This is a genomic window from Dickeya parazeae Ech586 (assembly GCF_000025065.1).
Taxonomy (GTDB): Bacteria; Pseudomonadota; Gammaproteobacteria; order Enterobacterales; family Enterobacteriaceae; genus Dickeya; species Dickeya zeae.
This window is the reverse complement of sequence record NC_013592.1, coordinates 774,512-796,386: the sequence shown is the minus strand read 5'-3', so window position 1 is coordinate 796,386 and position 21,875 is coordinate 774,512. Positions and strand designations below refer to the sequence as shown.

The following is a 21,875-nucleotide window of genomic DNA, read 5'->3' as shown; positions in this document are numbered from 1 at the left end:
CTGCTTGTTAGAGTAAAGACAATAAAACGTTTATTTCAATTTCAGTAAAACTGGAAATTATGTTTTTGCGTGCCAGCTAACATTTTGGTGACATATGAGCAAAATAGTGTTAGCAAAATCACGAAACCACCGTCATGTCGTCAGCGTATTGCAAGGCAGGAAAAACCCCAGTGAAGGCAGGGGATGAGTGCGTCAGAATAGCCGTATCACTGGCAGTGAAGACCCGCGCGGTGCACGCAGCCCCTCTGCCAACCTCATCGTTACAGGATTCGGTTTGTCAGACTGAAATGAAATAAATATTTCATTAAAAAGAGGGAGGAGATGACCGGCTTACCCTGCCTCGGTTAACCGGTTAAAACACGACGAATGCGTTATTCACATGCAGCACAAAAGACCCGATCGTGCGCCAGGCAACACGATCAGGCTCCAGTGGTAAGAAAAAATCGCCAAAAGCATCAGTGCGTCGTCAGGATTAATACTGTCTGGCCTTCGTACGCTGCAATTGCACCTCACGCGCGGCGGCTTCAATCGCCGGGTTGTCCGCGACCTGCGCGGTCCCGGTGTTCCACCAGGCGTCGTAACCGTGGGTCATGGTTTTCGGTAGCACCTTGATATCCAGCAGACAAGGGCCGGGGTATGCCTGTGCTTCGCGCACCGCCTGTAACAACGACGCCTCATCACGTACCGTCCACGCCCGGCAACCGTAACTCTCGGCGTTGCGGGCGAAGTCTACCGTGACCAACGGGCCTGTCAGCTTGCCGCTGCCCTGATCACGCCGACGGTTCTCGGTGCAAAAACTGCCCATCCCCTGACTCATTTGCAGGTTGTTGATGCAGCCGAATCCGGCATTGTCGAACAGCAGCACGGTGACCTTGATGCCTTCTTGCACCGCGGTTTGCAGCTCGCTGTGCAGCATCAAATACGACCCGTCCCCCACCATGGCGTACACCGGCTGCTGTGGTGCAGCCAACCGCGCACCCACCGCCGCTGCGATTTCATACCCCATGCAGGAGTAGCCGTACTCCAGGTGATAGCTGTCCGGGGTTTTCACCTGCCATAACCGTTGCAGGTCACCGGGCAGTGACCCGGCCGCGCCCACCACGATAGCGTTATCTTCCAACGCGTCGTTGAGCAGCCCCAGCACCTGGGTTTGTGTCAGACGGGTCCCCAGGGTTTCGCGGTACTCCGCCAGTTGTGCCTCCAGATGCCCAGCGATTTCCAGAGGCTGCCCGTCGTCGTCGCGCCGTGCAAACAACCGCTGGCGCTCTTGTTGCCAGTCAGTGCGAGCCTGCGCTATCTCCTCACCCCAGCCACTGCGATAGCCCTGCGTCGCCAGTGCCTGCGTCAGTTGCGTCAGCCCCTCACGGGCATCGGCCACCAGCGCGGTGGCATCCAGCTTGAACGCGTCGAACTCCGCTACGTTGAGCAGCAAAAACTCGACCTCCGGGTGCGTAAACAGCGATTTGGAGGCGGTGGTGAAATCGGTCAGACGGGTGCCGACGCCAATCACCAGGTCCGCCTGCGCCGCCAGCCGGTTGGCAGCCTGCCCGCCGGTGACGCCGATGCCGCCCACATTCAACGGATGCGACGAGACCACCGCGCCCTTGCCCGCCTGGGTTTCGCCGAACGGCAGGTTGAAACGTTCCGCAAACTGGCAAAATGCCTCATGCGCACCGGCATAGCGTACCCCACCACCGCAGATCAGCAGCGGGCGGCGCTTACGCGTCAGCAATGCCGCCGCCTGCGCCAACCGGGTAGTATCTGGCGGGCGGCGTTCCAGATGGTGCACCCGCCGCTGGAAGAACGACCGCGGGTAATCCCAGGCTTCCGCCTGCACATCCTGCGGCAGACACAGCGTTACCGTACCGGTATCCGCCGGGTCGGTCAGCACCCGCATGGCGTTAATCAGCGCGCTCATCAGTTGCTCCGGGCGGCTGATACGATCCCAGTAGCGCGAAACTGGCCGCAGGCAATCATTGGTGCTGATGGTGGCATCGTGATATTGCTCTATCTGCTGCAACACCGGGTCAGGCTGGCGACTGGCGAACAGATCCCCCGGCAGCAACAGCAACGGAATACGGTTGGCGGTCGCAGTAGCGGCCGCTGTCACCAGATTAGCCGCCCCCGGCCCCACCGAGGTGGTCACCGCGTACACCCGCCGCCGCCGGTGCTGTTTGGCAAAGCCCGCCGCGATGTGCGCCATACCCTGCTCATTACAACCCTGATGCACCTGCAGGTGCCCGGCATCCTGTTCCAGCGCCTGCCCGATGCCCAGCACGTTACCGTGCCCGAAGATGGTCATTACCCCGGCAAACAACGGTGTTTCCTCACCGTCAACCTCAAGGTATTGCTGATTAAGAAACCGGACCAGCGCCTGCGCCATGGTCATTTTCAACGTGTCCATCGTTTTGCTCCCGCAAATCAGGTGGAATTACTCCAGCGTCGGCATCACAAAGCTGCTGGCGTGCTGTTCCAGACGCACACTGGCAGGCCAACGACTGGTAACGGTTTTCATTCGGGTATAGAAACGCACGCCGTCGTTACCGTGTACATTGAGCGGACCAAAAATGGACCGTTTCCAACCGCCAAAACTGTGGAACGCCATCGGCACCGGGATCGGGACGTTGATCCCGACCATCCCTGCCTGCACCTCTTCACTAAACTGGCGGGCGGTTTCGCCGTCGCGGGTAAATATCGCCGTGCCATTGCCGTATTCATGCTGGTTAATCAGGGTCAGCGCGGTGTGGTAATCCGGCACGCGCACCACCGACAGCACCGGGCCGAAAATCTCTTCCCGGTAGATCTGCATGTCTGGCATGACATGGTCAAACAGCGTTGGGCCGACGAAATAGCCCTGCTCATGCCCCGAAACACGAAGCCCGCGGCCATCGACCCGCAACGTCGCGCCCTGATCGACGCCACTCTGAATATAACCGCTAATCTTGTCGCGATGTGGCCCTGAAATCACCGGCCCCATGTCGTTTTCTTTCCCCTCCACCAGACCGGGGCCGACACGCATGGCGGCAATCTGCTGCTCCAGCTTGCCGCACAACGCTTCGGCGGTGTCATCACCGACCGCGACCACCACCGACAGCGCCATGCAGCGCTCGCCCGCTGCACCGAATGCCGCACCGAGGATCGCACTGGCCGCCATGTCCATGTCGGCGTCCGGCATCAAAATGCAGTGGTTTTTAGCGCCGCCCAGCGCCTGACAACGCTTACCGTGCGCTGATGCGGTGTGATAGATGTACTCTGCCACCGGTGTCGAGCCGACAAAGCTCACCGCCTGAACGCGTGGGTCGGTCAACAACACGTCGACCGCTTCTTTATCGCCCTGCACGACATTGAATACGCCGTCCGGCAGGCCCGCTTCTTTCAGTAATGTTGCCAGCATCAGCGACAGCGACGGGTCTTTCTCCGAAGGCTTGAGGACAAAGGTGTTACCAGTAGCCAGTGCAATCGGGAACATCCACATCGGCACCATCGCCGGGAAATTGAACGGCGTGATCCCCACGCACACCCCGAGCGGCTGCATCAGCGAATGGCTGTCCACGCCGGTACCAACGTTGGCGGAATGCTCGCCTTTTTGCAGATGCGGAATGCCGCACGCAAATTCCACCACTTCCAGCCCACGGGTCAGTTCGCCTACGGCATCAGAGTAGACTTTGCCATGCTCTTCGGAAATCTGTCGTGCCAGCGTGCTCATGTTCTCTTCCAGCAACGCTTTGAAACGAAACAGGATGCGGGCACGGCGCAACGGAGAATGCTTCGCCCAGTCGGGGAAAGCCGCGGCGGCGGCGCTGATGGCGTGTTTTGCTTCGTCGGCGCTACTCAGCGCTACCTGACGAATCGCTTCGCCGGTCGCGGGATTAAACACTGGCGCAGTACGCCCGCTATGACTGGGCGCAATCTCGCCATGAATGAAATTGGATACGGTTTCCATGGTTACACCTCTGCAGGATTTAGGGTGACAGATGGCTAATACCGCTTTACTGTATATGAAATAAAAATTCCATTTTAATAGGAAATAAAACAAATGTTGATTATTGTGATCCAGGATAGATTTTCTGGTAAACGGCAGGTAACCGGCATTTAACCGTGTTATTCAGCGAATTCAATCGCTCATGACGTGCGGAAAAACTGAATTATTCATTCTATTTTTCGTCGAAAAAATAACAAATCGGTTTGAAATGCCGGTTCAACTCACTAGAATCGGATCAACAGCATCCCGCCGGGATGACGGAGAAGACGATTATGGCGATGGCGACCAGCCTGAGAGAATTACAGGAGCAGATCCGCGCACGGTACGATTCCCTGAGCAAGCGTTTGCAGCAGGTGGCGCGTTATGTGCTGGACAACACCAACAGTGTAGCATTCGACACCGTTGCGGTGATCGCCGAGCAGGCAGACGTGCCCCCTTCCACGTTGATCCGTTTCGCCAACGCATTCGATTTCAGCGGTTTCAATGAAATGAAACAGCTGTTTCGCATGAATCTGGTGGAAGAAACCGCCAGCTATACCGACCGGGCGCGCTTATTTCGCGAGATGGAAGACCGGGTGCCGGAACGCCCGCAGGACATTTTGCATGAATTCGCCCGTTCCAACGCACAGGCGATGCAACAACTGGCCGCCCGCACCCAGCCGGACGATCTGGAAAAAGCGGTCGACCTGTTGGCACAGGCTGACACTATCTACATCGTTGGGCTGCGGCGTTCATTCAGCGTCGCCACCTACCTCTGCTACGCGCTGAGCCATCTGGAAAGCCGTCCGGTGCTGGTTAACGGGCTGGGTGGGATGTTTCGCGAACAGCTATGCCGCCTGAGCGACAAAGACATCGTGGTCTCCATCAGCTTCTCGCCTTACGCACAGGAAACGGTGATGGTCAGTGAAATGGCCGCCAACGCCGGTGCGCGCCAGATAGTGATCACCGACAGTCAACTCAGCCCGCTGGCTACCCTGAGCGACCTGTGCTTCGTGGTAAAAGAAGCGCAGGTCGATGCCTTTCGCTCCCAGTCCGCCACGCTGTGTCTGGTGCAATCGCTGATGGTGTCGCTGGCGTACCGTCAGGGCAACAGCCTGCGTCAACGTGAAGAAGGGCAAAAAAGTGCCTGATCGGCACCGGCGAGAGAAATTTCAGCCGGGTCGCCCTCCCGGCAGCCAGGTTCATCATCCTTGGTTAAAGCTCTCATACCTCACGCCGCGACTGTCACAAACGCGATGAAATCGGGTTCGCCCCTCTCTTTTTACGCCCTTTCTTTCATATGGGTTAATTCTGCATCACCACCGAAAAAGACAGCGCCCAGTTACCTGAAAAAAGTCCCGCCTCGCGGTATGAAGTGATACTCTTGCACCCACAGATCAAGACGTTTGACTTAGAGCCTATCCCATTAGGTGCCAGACAGTTCAACGATCCTAATAACAGAAAACGATCCCATAACGGAAAGAGTGATATGAGTAAAATTCGGGTTGGCGTGGTTTTTGGTGGTAAATCCTCTGAGCACGAAGTGTCACTGCAGTCCGCAAAAAATATTGTGGATGCCATTGATAAAACGCGGTTCGATGTGGTGTTACTGGGCATCGACAAGCAAGGGGAATGGCACGTCAACGACGCCTCCAACTACCTGCTCAACGCCGATAATCCAGCGTTGATCGCCCTGAACCGTTCCAGTCAGAATGTGGCGCTGATCCCAGGACAAACCCACCATCAGTTGATCGATACAGCCAGCGCCAGCGCGTTGTCGCAGATTGACGTTATTTTCCCCATCGTTCACGGTACGCTGGGCGAAGACGGTTCCTTGCAGGGTTTGCTGCGTATGGCGAACATTCCGTTTGTCGGCAGCAGCGTGTTGGGCTCCGCCGTCAGTATGGATAAAGACGTCACCAAGCGCCTGTTGCGCGACGCTGGATTGCAGGTCGCGCCGTTCGTCACCCTGACGCGTGCCAACCGCGCCCGCCATCCTTACGACAGTGTGACCGCCGAGCTCGGTTTGCCGCTGTTCATTAAACCCGCCAATCAGGGGTCGTCCGTCGGCGTCAGCAAGGTGCGCAATCAGGCGGAATTCGAACACGCTGTCGAGCTGGCGTTCCGTTATGACCATAAAGTGTTGGTGGAATCGGCGATTGTCGGGCGGGAAATTGAGTGTGCGGTGCTGGGTAATGACTACCCGAAAGCCAGCGTCTGCGGCGAAATCGTGTTGCATGACGAATTCTATTCCTACGACACCAAGTACATCAACGAAGACGGTGCCGCTGTGGCTATCCCAGCGGTGATGGACGACGATGTACACCAGCATATTCGCGACATCGCCTTGCGGGCGTTCCAGGCATTAGAGTGTCAGGGCATGGCGCGGGTCGACGTCTTCCTGACACCGGACCAGCAGGTTGTCGTCAACGAGGTCAACACCCTGCCCGGCTTCACTAACATCAGTATGTATCCCAAATTGTGGGAAGCCAGTGGTCTTGACTACACCAGCCTGATCACGCAACTGATCGAACTGGCGCTGGAGCGCCACGCGCAAGACAGTAACCTGCAAAGCTCGGTACGCGCCTGATGGTGACGCTCCGGTACGCGCGCACGATGCCTGCCGGAGCCTGTTAACTCAGATACGACTCAGAGGGGCGAAAGCCTCAGCCGTCATGGATGGCTGGAAATCAATCACATCGTAATCCGCTACCGCCTGAAACGGATCTTGTTCAAGAAACGCGTCCAGCTCTTCTCGTGCGACACTTTTGGCCAGAATAACACCGCCAGTACGCGGATTTTTACGCCCGGAAGCCACAAACAGGCCTTGTTCATATCCTCGCTTCAACCAGGTTACATGCCGTTCCAACAAGGTTTCCACATCATCCAGCGGCGCATGGTATGTCAGACTGATGATATACATGGTTACTCTTCTCTTTGTTATTAATCGGTATTCGGCCAGCGCCCTTGCTGCAACACCACCCGGTAACCGTCAGGATCACGGAAAGTTTTTCCCTGCCGCTCCCAATAAGGATTAAATGACGCCACCACGCTGAAGCCGACCTGCACCATACGATCGCAGGACTCTCGCCAGCGTTCATGGTCAGGCATGTACAGCACCAGTAAATCGTCTTCCGTCGGTGCCGGCATGATCGGATGAGTATGACAAAAGGTAAACTCAAGGTGCCAGGCCAGCCCCTGTTGTCCCAGCATAACACCACTAAAGCCATCGTGTTGCGCAAACGAGCCGAGTTTCTGCAACCCCATGCCGTCACAGTACATTCGCTCACTTCGTTGCAGGTCCGTTACTGGCCGGGCCAGGCGTAATGTGGTCATGCGTCACTCCTTTTCTGTTGATGGCAAAGACAGTGATATCACGAATCCCCACTATCGGCCATGCTGCTTATTCCCCTTTTTTATCATGGTATTATATGAAATAGTACGTCGATGACTGGTTACCTGAGAGCACGTGATGCCCACACATTGCACGCCGCTGTTTACCATCCGGCCAGAGGCTGTTGATCAGCCGGACATTCTGACATTGCTGGAAAAACTGGATGCTTATCAATCGACACTGTATCCACCAGAGTGCTGCCACTTTACCGATTTGCGCACACTGGCGTCCGACGAACTGATTTTTCTGGTGATCCGCCACCGTGACGGGCACGCGGTAGGCTGCGGCGCTATCGTGTTGCGTCAACCGGGAGAAGGCGAGATGAAGCGCATTTATGTCGAGCCAACCTACCGTGGCAGCGGCGCGGCGGATCAGTTACTGCGTCAGTTGGAAAAACAGGCGCTTCTGGCTGGGTGTCAGGTCATCCGGCTCGAAACCGGCATCCATCAGCCACAGGCTATCCGGCTCTATCAGCGTCATGATTATCACCTGCGCGGCCCATTTTTGCCCTACGGCGACGATCCACTTAGCGTGTATATGGAAAAAAGGATGAATACCTGATCCGAAAAAACGATTGCGGATCCCGAAACAAAAGCTGTATATTTAGCCAGTATTTTTTCATGGAGATGCAGCTGATGTATGTAGAGCTGGTGTACGATAAGAGAAACGTGAGCGGGTTACCCAACGCGGCGGAACAGATAAAAAACGAACTCACCAAACGGATCCACAAGGTATTTCCTGATGCGGAAATCAAGATAAAACCGATGCAGGCCAATGCCATCAATTCCAATGCCAGCAAACAGGACAAATCCACCATCAACCGGATCATCGAAGACATGTTCAATGAAGCCGATGAATGGCTGGTGCAGGAATAACGACTATCGATCCAATAACCACTATCTATCCCATGCCGACGGGTGCTTCTGACACCCTTCGGCATGGACAAAAAGCAATGCAGCGCCTGTAGTAAACTCGTACAACGTGATACGCAAGATGAGAGAGGCGAACACCGCGCAGGTTCGCTGCCGGTGAAGCATTCATCAAACGTCAGCGACACATCGCGGCCCCATCATCTGACGGCGCCGATTACTCGTAATACTCAATTTTGGTCGTATGCGTCAGCGTGGTGACCGTTTGCGCCACGCCTTTGCCATTTGATACCAGCACCTGGCACACACGCGGGTTAAAATGCGGGTCATACTGGCATGTGGTACGGGTCACGCTCACCTGCTGGTTGTCTTCTGTTACGATAACCGTGGCATCCAGCCGTTTTGGCATCGGTGCATCACTTTGCATCTCCACGCGGGTCACCTTGCCATTTTCCGGTGAAACAAATGTCATACTGACCGGGAATCCCTCATCATCGTAGCGGTAACGCGCCAGCGGCGTCGGTCGGTCGCGATACACCACCTCGCTGATAGCCTGTTTATCGTCAGAGCGATAGCTCAGGCGACCATCTGAGGTTTTCGCCAACTGGCAGTGTTCCGTCAGTTGAAACAACGCTTGTCGATCGCTCTTTTCTAACAGCGTCTGCCCCGTTCGCACCAAATCCAGGTCAAAGTTCATCGCCGGTTGATAGGTGCGTAACGTAACAAGACACCCTTCAGTATCAAATGTCCCATCCACATAGGCAGTCACTTTGCCTGCTTCGTCGGTCTGGGTTTGGGTAAAGTGCTTCACCTTTCCCCGTAGCGCATCAAAACCAAAGATATTGGAAAGCCCAGCCAGTACCGGGTTCACCGGCTCAAGCGTCGGTTTTCGATCACACCCTGCCAGTAATACCACCCCCACCAGCGCCATGGCGTGTAGTTTCATAGTCCTTATCCTGGATACCTTGCTAAGTCGCGCCAGTTTACGCCAATTCCAAAAGAGAGGATAAAGATAACTACCTCTGCGTATAACGAAGCCTTTCCGTGGCAGGCGTGGAGCGCGTTGTTACTGCGGTAAGTATAAAGAATAGGCCGATGCAGTCAGGATCGACTCATGCCGTCGCCATCATGGGCGATGGCATCATGTAAACCGCCACGGTTTCCTGCTGGCGTCGTGACGACAGCAACACCTGACGTATCCCCAGCGAGTGGAAACCACACTTGAGCAACACCCGGCCAGACGCCACGTTCTGCGGCAAATGACAGCCGTAGATTTTCGCAATACCTAGCTGACTAAACGCGAACTGGCATAATGCCCGACTGGCTTCGGTGCTCAGTCCCTGTCGTCGAAAATCGGCGCTCAACCAGTAGCCGATCTCCGGCTGGGCGGTATCCAGTGAGACCAGCGAAATCGAACCGATCAACTGCCGGTTTTGCGATAAACAAATGGCATAGGCAACGCCTTTACGCTGTTCCCAGTTGTGTTGCAAATCGGTAATCCAGTTGGCGACCGTTTCACGCGGACAAGGATAGGGAATCAACATGGTCATGGCAGAAATATCAGGGGTGCTGTTAAGCAAAGCGCAGACATCAGTGACGTCTGACGCCTGTAATGGTCGCAAAAGAAGATGTTCGGTGGTCAGGGTGGGTTGCCGCATCAGATTCTCCTCATCAGTCGCCTCCCGTCACCATGTCTACGGGCGCGCTGTTAGGTGGCATCATAGCGGAGCAGAGTTCCAGCCGACGCGAATCTCGTCGGCTTACTATACCGTTTGCTATACAGCATAACCGTTTGCTACACAGCATAACCTGCCGCTGATGTCGCTTGTCAGCAACGCTCAGGAATATAGGCTGTTAGCCGCCTGTTCGCTTTCCTCACGGGAATATCCCCCGTAAGTCATGGCGGTGATAAAAGAGGCGCGGTCAGTTTTAGGGTACACCTTTTCATGCAATACCAGTCGACCTACCTCTTCCGGCGTCAGTTGCGGAAACTGTTCATGAATACCACCGACCACATCCCGACTGGCGTAGCCAAGCATACGGATGATAGCGGCAATCTCCAGTGGTGACGTTTCATCCTGATAGGTCGAATAAATCACATCGGCTATCAGTTTAGAGGTCAGCACATTGACCTTGGATACATCGCTATAACGGCTACCCAGCGATTGAACAATATGATTGATGGCGTCTTCCGGTCCATAACCCCTTTCACGAATTCGGGTTAATACCGAAACCATTTTGTCTCTCAGATCGTTAAACATAGTGCTATTCCTTCGTCAAAGTCGATAATCAACCCGAAGCGCGCGAAGGCTATCCCTGGGGTATAAACAGATTTCCTTAATGGTCGCGTCTGGGATTTTCCTGCCTGTCTGCCGTTACCCTCCGCATCAGCAGGCCCGGTGCTTTAATTTCAGCATAGGCGCAGATGCCTATCCTTCCACTGGCATTTCCTGCTTTGCGGGCAAACGCCGAATTTTTACACTGACCCGGTAACACGCGCCTTGGTCAGCACTTGTTACCCATCACTACACCCTAATTCTATTAACGATACATTAATATTATTTTTTATCGCTTCGCTTATATTCCTGATAAGAATGCGACACCGGTAAAGTTGATGATATGCACCTCATTCACAGAACTGCACAAGCCCGTTTTTAGCTGGTATTATCTCCCACCCTATGCTACTGCGCCTGCACGCCATACACATCTTGCAACAACCCAGTGAGCTATAATCGGTCAACAAAACCCGCTGAACGTTGATAATGGTTTTCCTGTCGGATCATCCTTCAGCAAGGAGGTTTAATCATGATTACCACAGACGGTAATAACGCAGTCGCCTCAGTCGCCTGGCGTACTAATGAAGTTATCGCTATCTACCCGATCACCCCCAGCTCTACCATGGCCGAACAAGCCGCTGCCTGGTCGAGCGACGAGAGAAAGAATATCTGGGGAGATACGCCGCGCGTAATCGAAATGCAATCCGAAGCGGGGGCTATCGCGACGGTGCATGGCGCATTGCAGACTGGTGCGTTATCCACGACATTCACGTCGTCACAAGGGCTGTTGTTAATGATCCCAACGCTGTACAAGCTGGCCGGTCAGTTAACGCCGTTTGTACTGCATGTCGCGGCTCGTACCGTGGCCACCCATGCGTTGTCGATTTTCTGCGACCATTCAGATGTGATGGCGGTACGCCAGACCGGTTGCGCCATGCTGTGCGCCAGTAATGTGCAGGAAGCACAGGACTTCGCGCTGATTGCTCAGGTAGCCAGCCTGAACAGCCGCCTGCCGTTTATCCATTTCTTCGACGGTTTTCGCACCTCGCACGAAATCAACAAAATCGAGCCACTCAGCGACGCCCAGTTACATAGTCTGCTACCGCAGGCGGCGATTGACGCACATCGTGAGCGTGCACTTACTCCTGAGCGCCCGGTGATTCGTGGCACCGCCTCAAACCCCGATACCTTTTTCCAGGCCCGTGAAGCCACCAACCCATGGTACAACGCGGCATTCGGCCACGTTGAACAGGCCATGAACGACTTCGCCCGCGAAACCGGTCGTCAGTACCAGCCATTTGAATACTACGGCCATCCGGATGCCACCCGCGTTATCGTGATGATGGGCTCTGGCGTCGGTACCTGCGAAGAAGTGATCGATACCCTGCTGGCACGCGGCGAAAAAGTGGGGGTAGTGAAAGTGCGGCTGTACCGGCCGTTCTCTGCGCAACACCTGCTGGCGGTCATCCCGCACAGCGCGCAATCCATCGCGGTATTGGACCGCACCAAAGAACCCGGTGCGCAGGCGGAACCGCTGTATCTGGATGTGATGACCGCACTGGCGGAGGCGTTTTCACGAGGTGAGCGCCCACTTATGCCGAAGGTGATTGGCGGCCGTTATGGGTTATCGTCAAAAGAGTTCACGCCACAATGCGTTGAAGCGACGTATAAAGAGTTGGCGCTTACCAACCCCAGACCACGTTTTACCGTGGGTATTTATGACGATATCACCCACCTGTCGTTACCGCTGTCTGACCAACCAATGCCGACCCAGATGTCTCTGGAAGCGCTGTTCTACGGGCTTGGCAGCGATGGCACCGTTTCGGCTGCCAAGAACTCGATCAAAATCGTCGGCAATTCGACCCCGCTGTTCGTTCAAGGCTATTTCGTTTACGACTCCAAAAAAGCCGGTAGCCTGACGGTATCGCACATGCGTGTCGGTCCACACCCGATTCACTCTGCTTATCTGATTGAGCAGGCTGATTTCGTGGCCTGTCACCAGTGGCAGTTCATCGACAAATACAGCATGGTGGATCGCCTCAAGCCAGGCGGTATCTTCCTTATCAATACGCCATACAGCGCTGACGATCTGTGGCATCGACTGCCGCAGGAAGTGCAGGCTGGTCTGAATCAGCGTCAGGCCCAGGTGTACTGCATCAATGCAGCGAAAATCGCGCGTGAATGCCAGTTGGGCGCACGTATCAATACCGTGATGCAAATGGCGTTCTTCCATCTGACACAAATTCTGCCGGGCGGCGATGCGCAAGATAAGCTGCGCGCGGCTATCGCCAGCAGCTACGGTAACAAGGGTCAGGAGCTGGTGGAGCGCAACTGGCGAGCACTGGACGCAACGCTCGACGCGCTGGAGGCCGTCGCACTTGAGCCGGTCAATCCCCAAAGTTCATGCCGTCCACCGGTTGTCTCCGACGCAGCACCTGATTTCGTCAAAACCGTCACCGCCGCCATGCTGGCCGGTTTGGGCGACAGCCTGCCGGTATCGGCCCTGCCGCCGGACGGGACCTGGCCAGTCGGCACCACGCAGTGGGAAAAACGCAACATCGCCGAAGCCATCCCGCTGTGGAAGCCGGAGCTCTGTACCCAGTGCAACCACTGTGTCGCCGCCTGCCCGCACTCCGCCATTCGCGCCAAAGTGGTGCCCGCCGAGGCGATGGCTGATGCACCGGCATCGTTGCAGTCGCTGGACGTGAAAGCCCGTGACATGCGTGGTCAGAAATATGTGTTGCAAGTCGCGCCGGAAGACTGCACCGGCTGTAATCTGTGCGTGGAAGTCTGCCCGGCGAAAGACCGCCAAAATCCAGAAATCAAAGCCATCAACATGGAACCGCGTCTGGAACATGTGGCGACCGAGAAAACCCATTACGATTTCTTCCTCAAGCTGCCGGAAATTGACCGCAGCAAACTGGAACGCATCGATATTCGTACTTCGCAGCTGATCACACCGCTGTTCGAGTACTCCGGGGCCTGTTCCGGTTGCGGCGAAACCCCGTACATCAAGTTGCTGACCCAACTGTATGGCGATCGACTGCTGGTCGCCAATGCGACCGGGTGCTCCTCGATTTACGGCGGCAACCTGCCGACAACCCCCTGGACCACCGACGCCAACGGCCGTGGCCCGGCCTGGGCCAACTCGCTGTTTGAAGACAACGCCGAATTCGGTCTGGGCTTCCGCCTGAGCGTCGACCAGCACCGCCAGCGCGCCCTGCGTCTGCTGGCCGAGCTTAAGCCACAACTGCCTGCTGAGCTGGTAGCCGACCTGTTGGAGGAATCGGTTGCTGTCGATATACGACGCGAGCAGATTGCCCGACTGCGTCAGTCGCTCAGCGCCATCGACAGCGCCGACGCTCGTCAGTTGGCGGCGGATGCCGATCATCTGGTGGATAAATCTATCTGGCTGATTGGCGGCGACGGCTGGGCTTACGATATCGGCTACGGCGGCCTTGACCACGTGATGAGTCTGTCGGAAAACGTCAACGTGCTGGTACTGGACACCCAATGCTATTCCAACACCGGCGGTCAGCAATCTAAAGCCACCCCGCTCGGTGCCGTCACCAAGTTTGGTGAGCACGGCAAACGCAAAGCACGCAAAGACCTCGGCGTGACCGTCATGATGTACGGCCATGTCTATGTCGCGCAAATTTCACTGGGCGCGCAGTTGAACCAGACAGTGAAAGCGATTCAGGAAGCGGAAGCCTGGCCAGGCCCCTCCCTTATCATCGCCTACAGCCCTTGCGAAGAGCATGGCTACGACCTGGCGTTCAGCCACGACCAGATGCGTCAGTTGACCGCGACCGGCTTCTGGCCGCTGTACCGCTTCGATCCACGCCGTACGGCAGAAGGGAAACCGGCGCTGGTGACGGACTCTCGTCCACCGTCAGCCAGCCTGAGTGAGACCTTGCTCAACGAGCAACGTTTCCGTCGGCTCAACACACAGCAACCGCAAGAAGCAGCGCGGTTGTATGAGGAAGCCGAAGCAGACTTGCGCCGCCGCTATGACTTCCTGAACCTGCTGGCGGGCAAAGCGGAGAAAAACGCTCAGGAGTAAAAACGCGAGAAAACAGTACCACCTTCCTCACCGTTCACCACCGGGAGTGACAAAATCACTCCCGGTGTTTTTTCATCCAACAACATCTGACCACGCTTATTCGATTTTTTTGTCCGTATCCTTCATTCGTCGCCTTATTTCCTGCGCCAATGCCCCTGCGACCTGAAATATAACGGGTAATTAATGTAATGGATTGTACATCTGGTTTTCCTGCCGACCTTCTGCACATATAATGCGCATCCGGGCTTTATGATCCGGATAACAACAATTCCTTTGCCGCAATGGCTTTTAACACTCAACAAAGATATGAAAATGAGTATTCGCGCGATCCTGACGTTAGTTGTGGCGGCGGCTGCCTTCAGCCAGACAGCACTCGCCGTAGTTTATCCGTTGCCAGCTCCGAATAGTCGGCTGGTAGGAGAAAACATCCAAGTTACGATTCCCAGCGGCAGCACCGATGCGCTGGAGCACTTTGCTGCCCAGTATCAGATGGGTCTGAGCAACCTGCTGGAAGCCAACCCAGGCATTGATGTCTATCTGCCGAAACCGGGCACCACCATGACGGTGCCGCAGCAACTGATTCTCCCCGACGCACCGCGCGAAGGCATCGTGATCAACAGTGCCGAAATGCGCCTGTATTATTACCCGAAAGGTTCCAAAACCGTGGTGGTCTTGCCGATTGGTATCGGCCAGCTCGGCAAAGATACCCCGATCAACTGGGTGACGTCGGTACAACGTAAGAAAGAGCGTCCGACCTGGACACCGACTGCCGCCATGCATGCGGAATACGCAGCTCGCGGCGAATACCTGCCTCAGGTTTACCCGGCAGGTCCGGATAACCCGATGGGGCTGTATGCGCTGTACATCGGCAAGCTCTACGCTATTCACGGTACTAACGCTAACTTTGGTATCGGTCTGCGCGTCAGCCACGGTTGCGTCCGTCTGCGTGATAAAGACATCAAATACCTGTTTGAACACGTTCCGGTCGGTACCCGCGTTCAGTTCATCAACGAACCGGTGAAAGCCACGGTGGAACCTGATGGTTCACGGTATGTTGAAGTACACAACCCGCTGTCTCGTACCGAAGCTGAGTTCAACTCTGACACCCCGGCACCGCTGCAACTGAGCCCAGTCGTCGCCAAAGTACTGTCTGACGCCAGCGTAAGCGAAAGCGCAGTTGACCAGGCACTGCAGAACCGTTCCGGTATGCCGACGAAAGTGAACGGTGCCGATGAAAACATCGCCCCGATCGCGCCCGCTGCGCCTGCCGCTCCGCAGGCACCGGCTATTCAGCAGACCAATACACCGGATAACGCACAACCGGCAGCGCCTCAGGCTCAGCCTGTCGTCACCGACGCCGCTCCGGCTGCCGCGGCTGACAGCAGCAAATCCTGATTTCTGGATATTAATCCTTTTAACAGGGCGGCTTAGGCCGCCCTGTTTGTTTTGGTTGATGGTTGATTCCTTGGCGTAACCGACTTTCATTCCGCCTGACTATCATTGATATACCCTAATAAATAGCTCGAGTGGCAGGACAACACGCCGACATGTTGAACAATGCCCGCGTTGCCCCTGCTAACCACGCCGACGACTCGGATCTTCCTTCATGATCAACTCGGTGAGTTTTTCAATCTGCCTGCCTTCTTCATCGAAATTATGTTCATCGAGCCATTGCGTGTACGCCGCCCGCAACGCGGGATATTCGCCGTCAATGATTGAATGCCACGCTGTATCGCGGTTGCGCTGATGAGTAACAATTACCTGACGGAAAATACCTTCGAACGTGAAGCCATAACGCAACGCAGCGGCCCGTGAGGGAGCGTTTAGCGAATCGCATTTCCATTCAAAGCGGCGATAGCCAAGGTCTTCAAAAACGTACTTCAGCAGAAGCGACATGGCCTCCGTCGACAAACGAGTGCGTTTCATACGCGGAGAATACGTGACACTGCCAACCTCAATAACACCGTTTGGCGCATCAATACGCATGAGGGCAAGCGTACCGACCGCCTTACCGCTAACCAGGTCAACCACCGCATAATGCATTGGGTCGGCTAACGTTGCGACAGCCGTTAAATAGATGCGATAAGCCTCAAACGTATCAAATGGACCAACGGGGAGGTAGGTCCAATCACGCAAATCATGAGCGTCCTGATACGCGTCATAAAGATCGGCGGCATGGCGTTCAACATCAACGCGTTCGAGCCTGCAATAGCGGCCAACAAGAGGTTGGCCATCGGGAAGCCGTGCTCCTTGCCAGTCTGGCAGCGCGTTACCAATAGGCTGTTGGTACTCATTTAATCTAACTATCATTTAGTTACCTTGCTCTGTAGCGGTGTGAGTTGTTACCAAGATAAGGCAATGCTGGTATCTTAAAAAGGTCCAACAATTGTCACTTTTTTAGGTCCACGCCATGATTGACATCATCGGTGCTTTAGAGCCTGGCGCAGTCACACCGACTGGCGAGCCCATTTCATTGCAAAAACAGCTGATAGGGCGTTTACAGCAAGGGATCCTATCTGGAAGATTGCCGACAGGCTCGCTGCTGCCCTCCTCCCGAGCACTTGCCGAAGAACTTGGCGTGTCACGCAACACCGTGGTGATTGCGTACGACCATCTGGCTGCGCAAGGGTATGTGCAGGCCAACCGACAAGGCACGCGCGTGACCTCGTTAGCTAGCTATACAAGCCATGCTCAGGAACCCGATGCTGTGTGGCAACCCGTGTCGCTGGCGCGACGGCTGTCGCCATTTGTAGAAATCCATCCTCAATCGCCACCCGAAGCGCTATTGTTGCCTGGAATGCCGGCTCTTGATCTTTTCCCGCTGGCGGCATGGCGCCGTTCGCTCCTGCGCGCAACGGGGTGCGCATTACCCCAAATGCTCGGATACGGCCCACCCGTTGGCGAGCCAGCATTGCGCGATGCGATCGCCGCTCATCTACACATCATGCGCGGCGTGCGCTGTGACGGCTCACAGGTCGTTATCACCGAAGGGACTCAGGAAGCCCTGAATCTATGCGTCACCCTGCTAACCAACCCCGGCGATATCGCATGGGTCGAGGACCCTGGTTATCGTGGTGCGAAGGCGGCATTTTATGCTGGCGACCTGCGAACCATACCGGTTCGTGTAGACCAGGACGGCCTGGCGGTGCCTCCGGAAACATGGGGTAAATATCCCCCGACGCTCATCTACACATCGCCTGCTCATCAGTATCCCACTGGTGCCGTGCTATCAATTGCACGGCGGCTGGAATTGATAGCACAGGCAAAACGCGTGGGCGCGTGGTTAATTGAGGACGACTACGACAGCGAATTCCGCCACGCTGGCGAGCCCATCGCGAGCATGCACGGACTGGTACCCGATGCACCGGTTCTCTACATCGGCTCGTTCAGTAAGACGATGTTTCCGGCACTGCGAATCGGCTTCGTAGTGCTTCCACGCAGCGTGATACGTCAGGCTCAATCCACATTGCATGAACTGCTGCGTGGCGGCCATCGCTTCGAACAGCTGGCGCTTGCGGACTTCATCAACCGCGGCGAATTCGGACGACACCTCGGTCGCATGCGACGACTCTACCGTGAGCGCCAACATGTGCTGCGTAATGCGCTGACGAAGCATTTCGCACAGGCGCAGATTCTCGGAGGCCACTCAGGGATGCATCTGACCTTAAGGTTGCCGCCACAAATTGATGATCGTACGGTCGTCACAAGCGCGCAGCCGCATGGAATCGCCGCGCATGCGCTGTCGACGTTCACCATCGTACCGACAGCAAAAGAAAACGGGCTCGTCATCGGCTACGGCAATACCCACGCAGAAGCCATCCCTGGTGCTGTGAGTACGCTTGCACAGCTTGTACAGAAAGCCGCTCTTTCCTAACGGTTATTTCCATGACGTTGATTGATACACCCCGCGGCCATCGCGCCAGAGCATCTCTCCCCATCAATCTTGCCGCCCCGTCATACACGATGATGTAAAACGTGACTGAGATTAACTGTCCGTTGCACTGCTGTTTAGGCCTCACAGTACAAAATCAATTGACTTATCATTAATTGATTTGTTAACTAATGACACTGTCATCTATTTAAACGGAACTCACCATGCCACAGACAGAATCTTCAGCTCGCCGACGTTTCGCCCTCCAACTGGGACAGACCACCCGTCTGTGGCGCCGGGTCATTGATCGGGAATTACAGCCCTTCGGCTTAACCCAGGCCAGTTGGCTGCCCTTGCTGTTTATTGCCCGCGAAGAAACGTTCACTCATCAAAAAGCGCTGGCCGAAGCCTTGGGACTGGATGCCTCCGCGGTGGTGCGAATACTGGATAATCTACAAAAACAGGGGCTTATTGAACGTCGGGAAGGCCATGACCGCCGTTTTCGCGAGATTCATCTCACCGCACTCGGGCAGGAACAGGTGAAAAAGGTGGAGTCTATCGCCGGACAGGTGCGCAATCAGGCGCTGGCCGGGGTATCAGAGCAGGATATTCAACAGGTCAGCCGGATTGTCGATCAGGTTATTGCTAATCTCTCCCGCAACGAAAACAGCCACCCATGAACCATCACTTATCCAAACTGGCGGGGTTCCGCCGTCTTAGCCAGCGTCAGCGTACTTTTTTGCTGACAGGTGCCGCCCTGTTATTGCTGGCATTGCTGATGCTAGCCTATTGGTTTCACCAGCGTTTTACTCACATCAGCGAAACAGATGCCCGTGTCATGGGGGAAGTGATCTCGCTGGCCAGCCGTGAAGACGGTTGGGTGACAGCCCGCCCGGTCATCGATGGTGATGTCATCCACAAAGACCAGTTACTGGCACAAATAGACGATCGCGATGCCCGCCTGCGACTGGCGGAGCAGGAAGGCAATCTGGCCGCGGCAGACGCGCAAATTGCCTACAGCCAGACACAGCGCCAGGTCACTGACCTCACGACCCAGGCGGCGTTGGATCAAGCGCGTGCCAAGCTGGCATCCAATGACTCCGCCGTCAGTAACGCCGGTTATCAGCTCAGCCTGGCCCAGAACAACTTTCAGCGCGACGATCAATTACTGAAGAGTAACCTGACCGCCCGTAAAACCTGGGACGAATCGCACACCCTGCTGTTGCAACGCCAAAGCGAACTGCGTGAAGCCGAAGCCCAGCGTACAGCGCAACAAGCTGATCTGAACAACGCCTTAGCACAACGCAACACATTGCAGGTGCTCGACAGGCAGATAGAGATGCAGCGTCAACAACGTATTGCGTTGCAAGCGCAAGTCGATCAGATCAAACAGGAGATCGCCGACCGGGCGTTACGCTCCCCGGTAGACGGTGTCGTGGATCGTACCATCGTCAATGTAGGCAGTTACGCACAAACCGGTCAGTGGATCATGCTGGTACACGATCCCCGAAACCTGTGGGTCGAGGCCAATATCAAAGAAACGGCCATTGGTCGGGTACGGGTCGGCCAACGTGTCGATATTCAGGTCGATGCTTACCCGGACAAGCATTTCAGCGGCCATGTTATCCGGGTTGGCGATGCGGCCACCAACCAGTTTGCGTTACTGCCAAGCCCCAATCCGTCAGGCAACTTCACCAAAATTACCCAACGTGTCCCGGTGCGTATCGCGCTGGATTCCCAGAATAACGGCCTGAAACCGGGACTGATGGCGGAAGTGAGCATCAATGTCGCCGATTGAAGCCCAGGCAGCCCGTTTTGGTCACCGCTACCGCTGGCTGGCGACGGTTACTATCATGCTGGGTACTATCGCCACCACCGCCACGGCGACCATCGTCAATGTCGCGATGCGTGACATCATGGGCGCATTCGGTATGGGTCAGGATCAGGCACAGTGGCTGTCCACCGCGTTTCTGGCCTCAATGACCGCGACCATGCTGATCACCGCTTGGATGCTGGAGCGCTTTGGTTATCGCGCCACTTATGTCGGCTCGCTGGCGGTGTTCATCGCAGGTAGCCTGTTAGGCACCTTCAGCCAGAGCAGTACCGAAGTAATCCTGGCCCGCATTCTTCAGGGCAGCGCCAGCGGGGTGATCCAACCGCTGGCGATGATCATCATCTCGCAGGTTTTTCCGGTATCGGAACGTGGCAAAGCAATGGGGATCTACGGCGTTGGGGTAGTGCTGGCGCCTGCGCTGGGGCCCGCCGCTGGCGGCTTGATGGTTGACCAGCTCGACTGGCGCGCCGTCTTCATGGTGGTAGTGCCGTTTTGTCTGGCTGGGATCGCCGCAGCATGGGTTATCTTGCCCGCTAAAAGCACGCAAACGACAAATACGCCGCGTCGTTTCGATACGCTGGGGTTTATTTTGCTGATCATCGCGCTGACCTCACTATTGGCCGGGTTATCCAATGGGCAACGCGAAGGCTGGGGGTCATTTTTCATTCTTTGCCTGCTCACCACCGCCGTGATAGCCACACTGGCCTTTATTATCCGTGAATTCACCACACCGTACCCGCTGCTCAGCCTGCGGGTGTTCGCGAACCCGGCGTTTACTTCTGGCTGTGTCGTGGCATTCGCATTGGGTGCCGGTATCTACGGTTCGACGTATATCATCCCGCTGTTTGTACAAAGCATTCAAGGGTATACCCCGACCCGCTCCGGTCTGTTGCTGATGCCAGCCGGGCTGGCGCTCGGTATGGTTTTCCCACTGGCGGGGTCGCTCAGCGACAAGCTCAAACCTCATCTGCTGGTAATTTCAGGCTTAGCCCTGTTTGGGCTATCCTGCTGGTTATCCAGCGAAGCAGATACCGATACGCCATTCTGGACCATGGCCTGGTGGATAGTCATTGGGCGTATTGGACTGGGGGTCATGCTACCAGCCATGAACGCCGGTGCGTTGCGGGCACTGCCCCCGGCGCAACTGGCGCAAGGCGCAGGCAGCCTCAATTTTGTCCGCCAGTTAGGCGGCGCGATGGGGGTCAACCTGCTGTCGGTATTTATCGAGCGACGCGCCACCTTTCACGGCCAGATGCTGGCGCAATCACTCACGCTGGATAATACCCGCAGCACCGATGCTATCCGTCAGCTTAGCCTGTTGTTTGGCCACGGCGGTAACCCGCTTGGCGACCCACTCAGTACACACATCAACCCGGGGATCATGACGTATCTGGAATCCATGTTAACGCCCAAGGCACAAATGTTTGCTTATCTGGACGGCTTTTTCATGGTGGCGCTGTTCTTTTTTCTGGCGATAGTCCCCGCCTGGTTTATCCGACCTCGTCCGGTACTGACCCCAACCTCGCAGGCAGAGACGGCAAAAGCCCGCTCATGACTCTGTGAACAGTCTTCAGAACACGTGATATGACAGTTGCCGCCCAGCCGAA

At 55.8% G+C, this 21,875-nt stretch carries 18 protein-coding genes; 10 read left to right on the top strand and 8 right to left on the bottom strand.

Annotation, left to right across the window (positions count from 1 at the left end; translation table 11 throughout):
- Positions 1 to 472: 472 nt before the first annotated feature.
- Complete coding sequence (iolD, locus tag DD586_RS03590; protein ID WP_012883445.1) at positions 473 to 2,404, bottom strand: 3D-(3,5/4)-trihydroxycyclohexane-1,2-dione acylhydrolase (decyclizing); 1,932 nt, start codon at positions 2,402 to 2,404, stop codon at positions 473 to 475.
- Between the two features lie 27 nt (positions 2,405 to 2,431).
- The gene (locus DD586_RS03585) at positions 2,432 to 3,943 is read right to left on the bottom strand and encodes a CoA-acylating methylmalonate-semialdehyde dehydrogenase (protein ID WP_012883444.1); all 1,512 of its coding nucleotides are present in this window, start codon (positions 3,941 to 3,943) and stop codon (positions 2,432 to 2,434) included.
- Between the two features lie 311 nt (positions 3,944 to 4,254).
- Here DD586_RS03585 and DD586_RS03580 point away from each other — a divergent pair, with 311 nt between their 5' ends.
- Entirely contained in the window at positions 4,255 to 5,112 is an 858-nt protein-coding gene (locus DD586_RS03580; protein ID WP_012883443.1) for a MurR/RpiR family transcriptional regulator, read from the top strand.
- A gap of 338 nt (positions 5,113 to 5,450) precedes the next feature.
- Positions 5,451 to 6,551, top strand: coding sequence for a D-alanine--D-alanine ligase (gene ddlA / locus DD586_RS03575; RefSeq protein WP_012883442.1), 1,101 nt, complete (start codon positions 5,451 to 5,453; stop codon positions 6,549 to 6,551).
- Between the two features lie 48 nt (positions 6,552 to 6,599).
- On the opposite strand, the gene DD586_RS03570 is transcribed toward ddlA, so the two are convergent.
- Complete coding sequence (locus DD586_RS03570) at positions 6,600 to 6,884, bottom strand: YciI family protein (protein WP_012883441.1); 285 nt, start codon at positions 6,882 to 6,884, stop codon at positions 6,600 to 6,602.
- Positions 6,885 to 6,904: 20 nt separating this feature from the next.
- Positions 6,905 to 7,297: a VOC family protein gene (locus tag DD586_RS03565; RefSeq protein WP_012883440.1), complete on the bottom strand. Its 393-nt coding sequence runs from the start codon at positions 7,295 to 7,297 to the stop codon at positions 6,905 to 6,907.
- Between the two features lie 136 nt (positions 7,298 to 7,433).
- Between DD586_RS03565 and DD586_RS03560 the strand changes: the two genes are divergently transcribed.
- Positions 7,434 to 7,916 (top strand): GNAT family N-acetyltransferase, encoded by a 483-nt coding sequence (locus DD586_RS03560; protein ID WP_012883439.1) that lies wholly within the window; start codon positions 7,434 to 7,436, stop codon positions 7,914 to 7,916.
- A gap of 74 nt (positions 7,917 to 7,990) precedes the next feature.
- Positions 7,991 to 8,230, top strand: coding sequence for a DinI family protein (locus tag DD586_RS03555; RefSeq protein WP_012883438.1), 240 nt, complete (start codon positions 7,991 to 7,993; stop codon positions 8,228 to 8,230).
- Positions 8,231 to 8,441: 211 nt separating this feature from the next.
- On the opposite strand, the gene DD586_RS03550 is transcribed toward DD586_RS03555, so the two are convergent.
- The 3 genes from DD586_RS03550 to DD586_RS03540 form a co-directional block, all read right to left on the bottom strand.
- Complete coding sequence (locus tag DD586_RS03550; RefSeq protein WP_012883437.1) at positions 8,442 to 9,170, bottom strand: YnfC family lipoprotein; 729 nt, start codon at positions 9,168 to 9,170, stop codon at positions 8,442 to 8,444.
- Positions 9,171 to 9,336: 166 nt separating this feature from the next.
- On the bottom strand, positions 9,337 to 9,882 hold the full coding sequence (locus DD586_RS03545; RefSeq protein WP_012883436.1) for a GNAT family N-acetyltransferase: 546 nt from the start codon (positions 9,880 to 9,882) through the stop codon (positions 9,337 to 9,339).
- Between the two features lie 180 nt (positions 9,883 to 10,062).
- Positions 10,063 to 10,485: a hypothetical protein gene (locus DD586_RS03540; protein WP_012883435.1), complete on the bottom strand. Its 423-nt coding sequence runs from the start codon at positions 10,483 to 10,485 to the stop codon at positions 10,063 to 10,065.
- Between the two features lie 544 nt (positions 10,486 to 11,029).
- Between DD586_RS03540 and nifJ the strand changes: the two genes are divergently transcribed.
- Together nifJ and DD586_RS03530 are read left to right on the top strand one after the other, a co-directional pair.
- Positions 11,030 to 14,563, top strand: coding sequence for a pyruvate:ferredoxin (flavodoxin) oxidoreductase (gene nifJ / locus DD586_RS03535; protein WP_012883434.1), 3,534 nt, complete (start codon positions 11,030 to 11,032; stop codon positions 14,561 to 14,563).
- Between the two features lie 312 nt (positions 14,564 to 14,875).
- Positions 14,876 to 15,958: a L,D-transpeptidase family protein gene (locus DD586_RS03530; RefSeq protein WP_041164271.1), complete on the top strand. Its 1,083-nt coding sequence runs from the start codon at positions 14,876 to 14,878 to the stop codon at positions 15,956 to 15,958.
- Positions 15,959 to 16,138: 180 nt separating this feature from the next.
- Here DD586_RS03530 and DD586_RS03525 read toward each other — a convergent pair whose 3' ends face one another.
- The gene (locus tag DD586_RS03525; RefSeq protein WP_012883432.1) at positions 16,139 to 16,873 is read right to left on the bottom strand and encodes a GNAT family N-acetyltransferase; all 735 of its coding nucleotides are present in this window, start codon (positions 16,871 to 16,873) and stop codon (positions 16,139 to 16,141) included.
- Between the two features lie 100 nt (positions 16,874 to 16,973).
- Here DD586_RS03525 and pdxR point away from each other — a divergent pair, with 100 nt between their 5' ends.
- The 4 genes from pdxR to DD586_RS03505 all read left to right on the top strand — a co-directional run bounded on the left by pdxR (position 16,974) and on the right by DD586_RS03505 (position 21,823).
- Positions 16,974 to 18,437 (top strand): MocR-like pyridoxine biosynthesis transcription factor PdxR, encoded by a 1,464-nt coding sequence (gene pdxR, locus DD586_RS03520; RefSeq protein ID WP_012883431.1) that lies wholly within the window; start codon positions 16,974 to 16,976, stop codon positions 18,435 to 18,437.
- 221 nt (positions 18,438 to 18,658) lie between these two features.
- Complete coding sequence (locus DD586_RS03515) at positions 18,659 to 19,114, top strand: MarR family winged helix-turn-helix transcriptional regulator (protein ID WP_012883430.1); 456 nt, start codon at positions 18,659 to 18,661, stop codon at positions 19,112 to 19,114.
- Positions 19,111 to 20,232, top strand: a complete 1,122-nt coding sequence (locus DD586_RS03510) for an HlyD family secretion protein (protein ID WP_012883429.1) — start codon at positions 19,111 to 19,113, stop codon at positions 20,230 to 20,232. Before DD586_RS03515 ends, DD586_RS03510 begins: the two co-directional genes overlap by 4 nt.
- Complete coding sequence (locus DD586_RS03505; protein WP_012883428.1) at positions 20,219 to 21,823, top strand: DHA2 family efflux MFS transporter permease subunit; 1,605 nt, start codon at positions 20,219 to 20,221, stop codon at positions 21,821 to 21,823. Before DD586_RS03510 ends, DD586_RS03505 begins: the two co-directional genes overlap by 14 nt.
- The last annotated feature ends 52 nt before the right edge of the window (positions 21,824 to 21,875 follow it).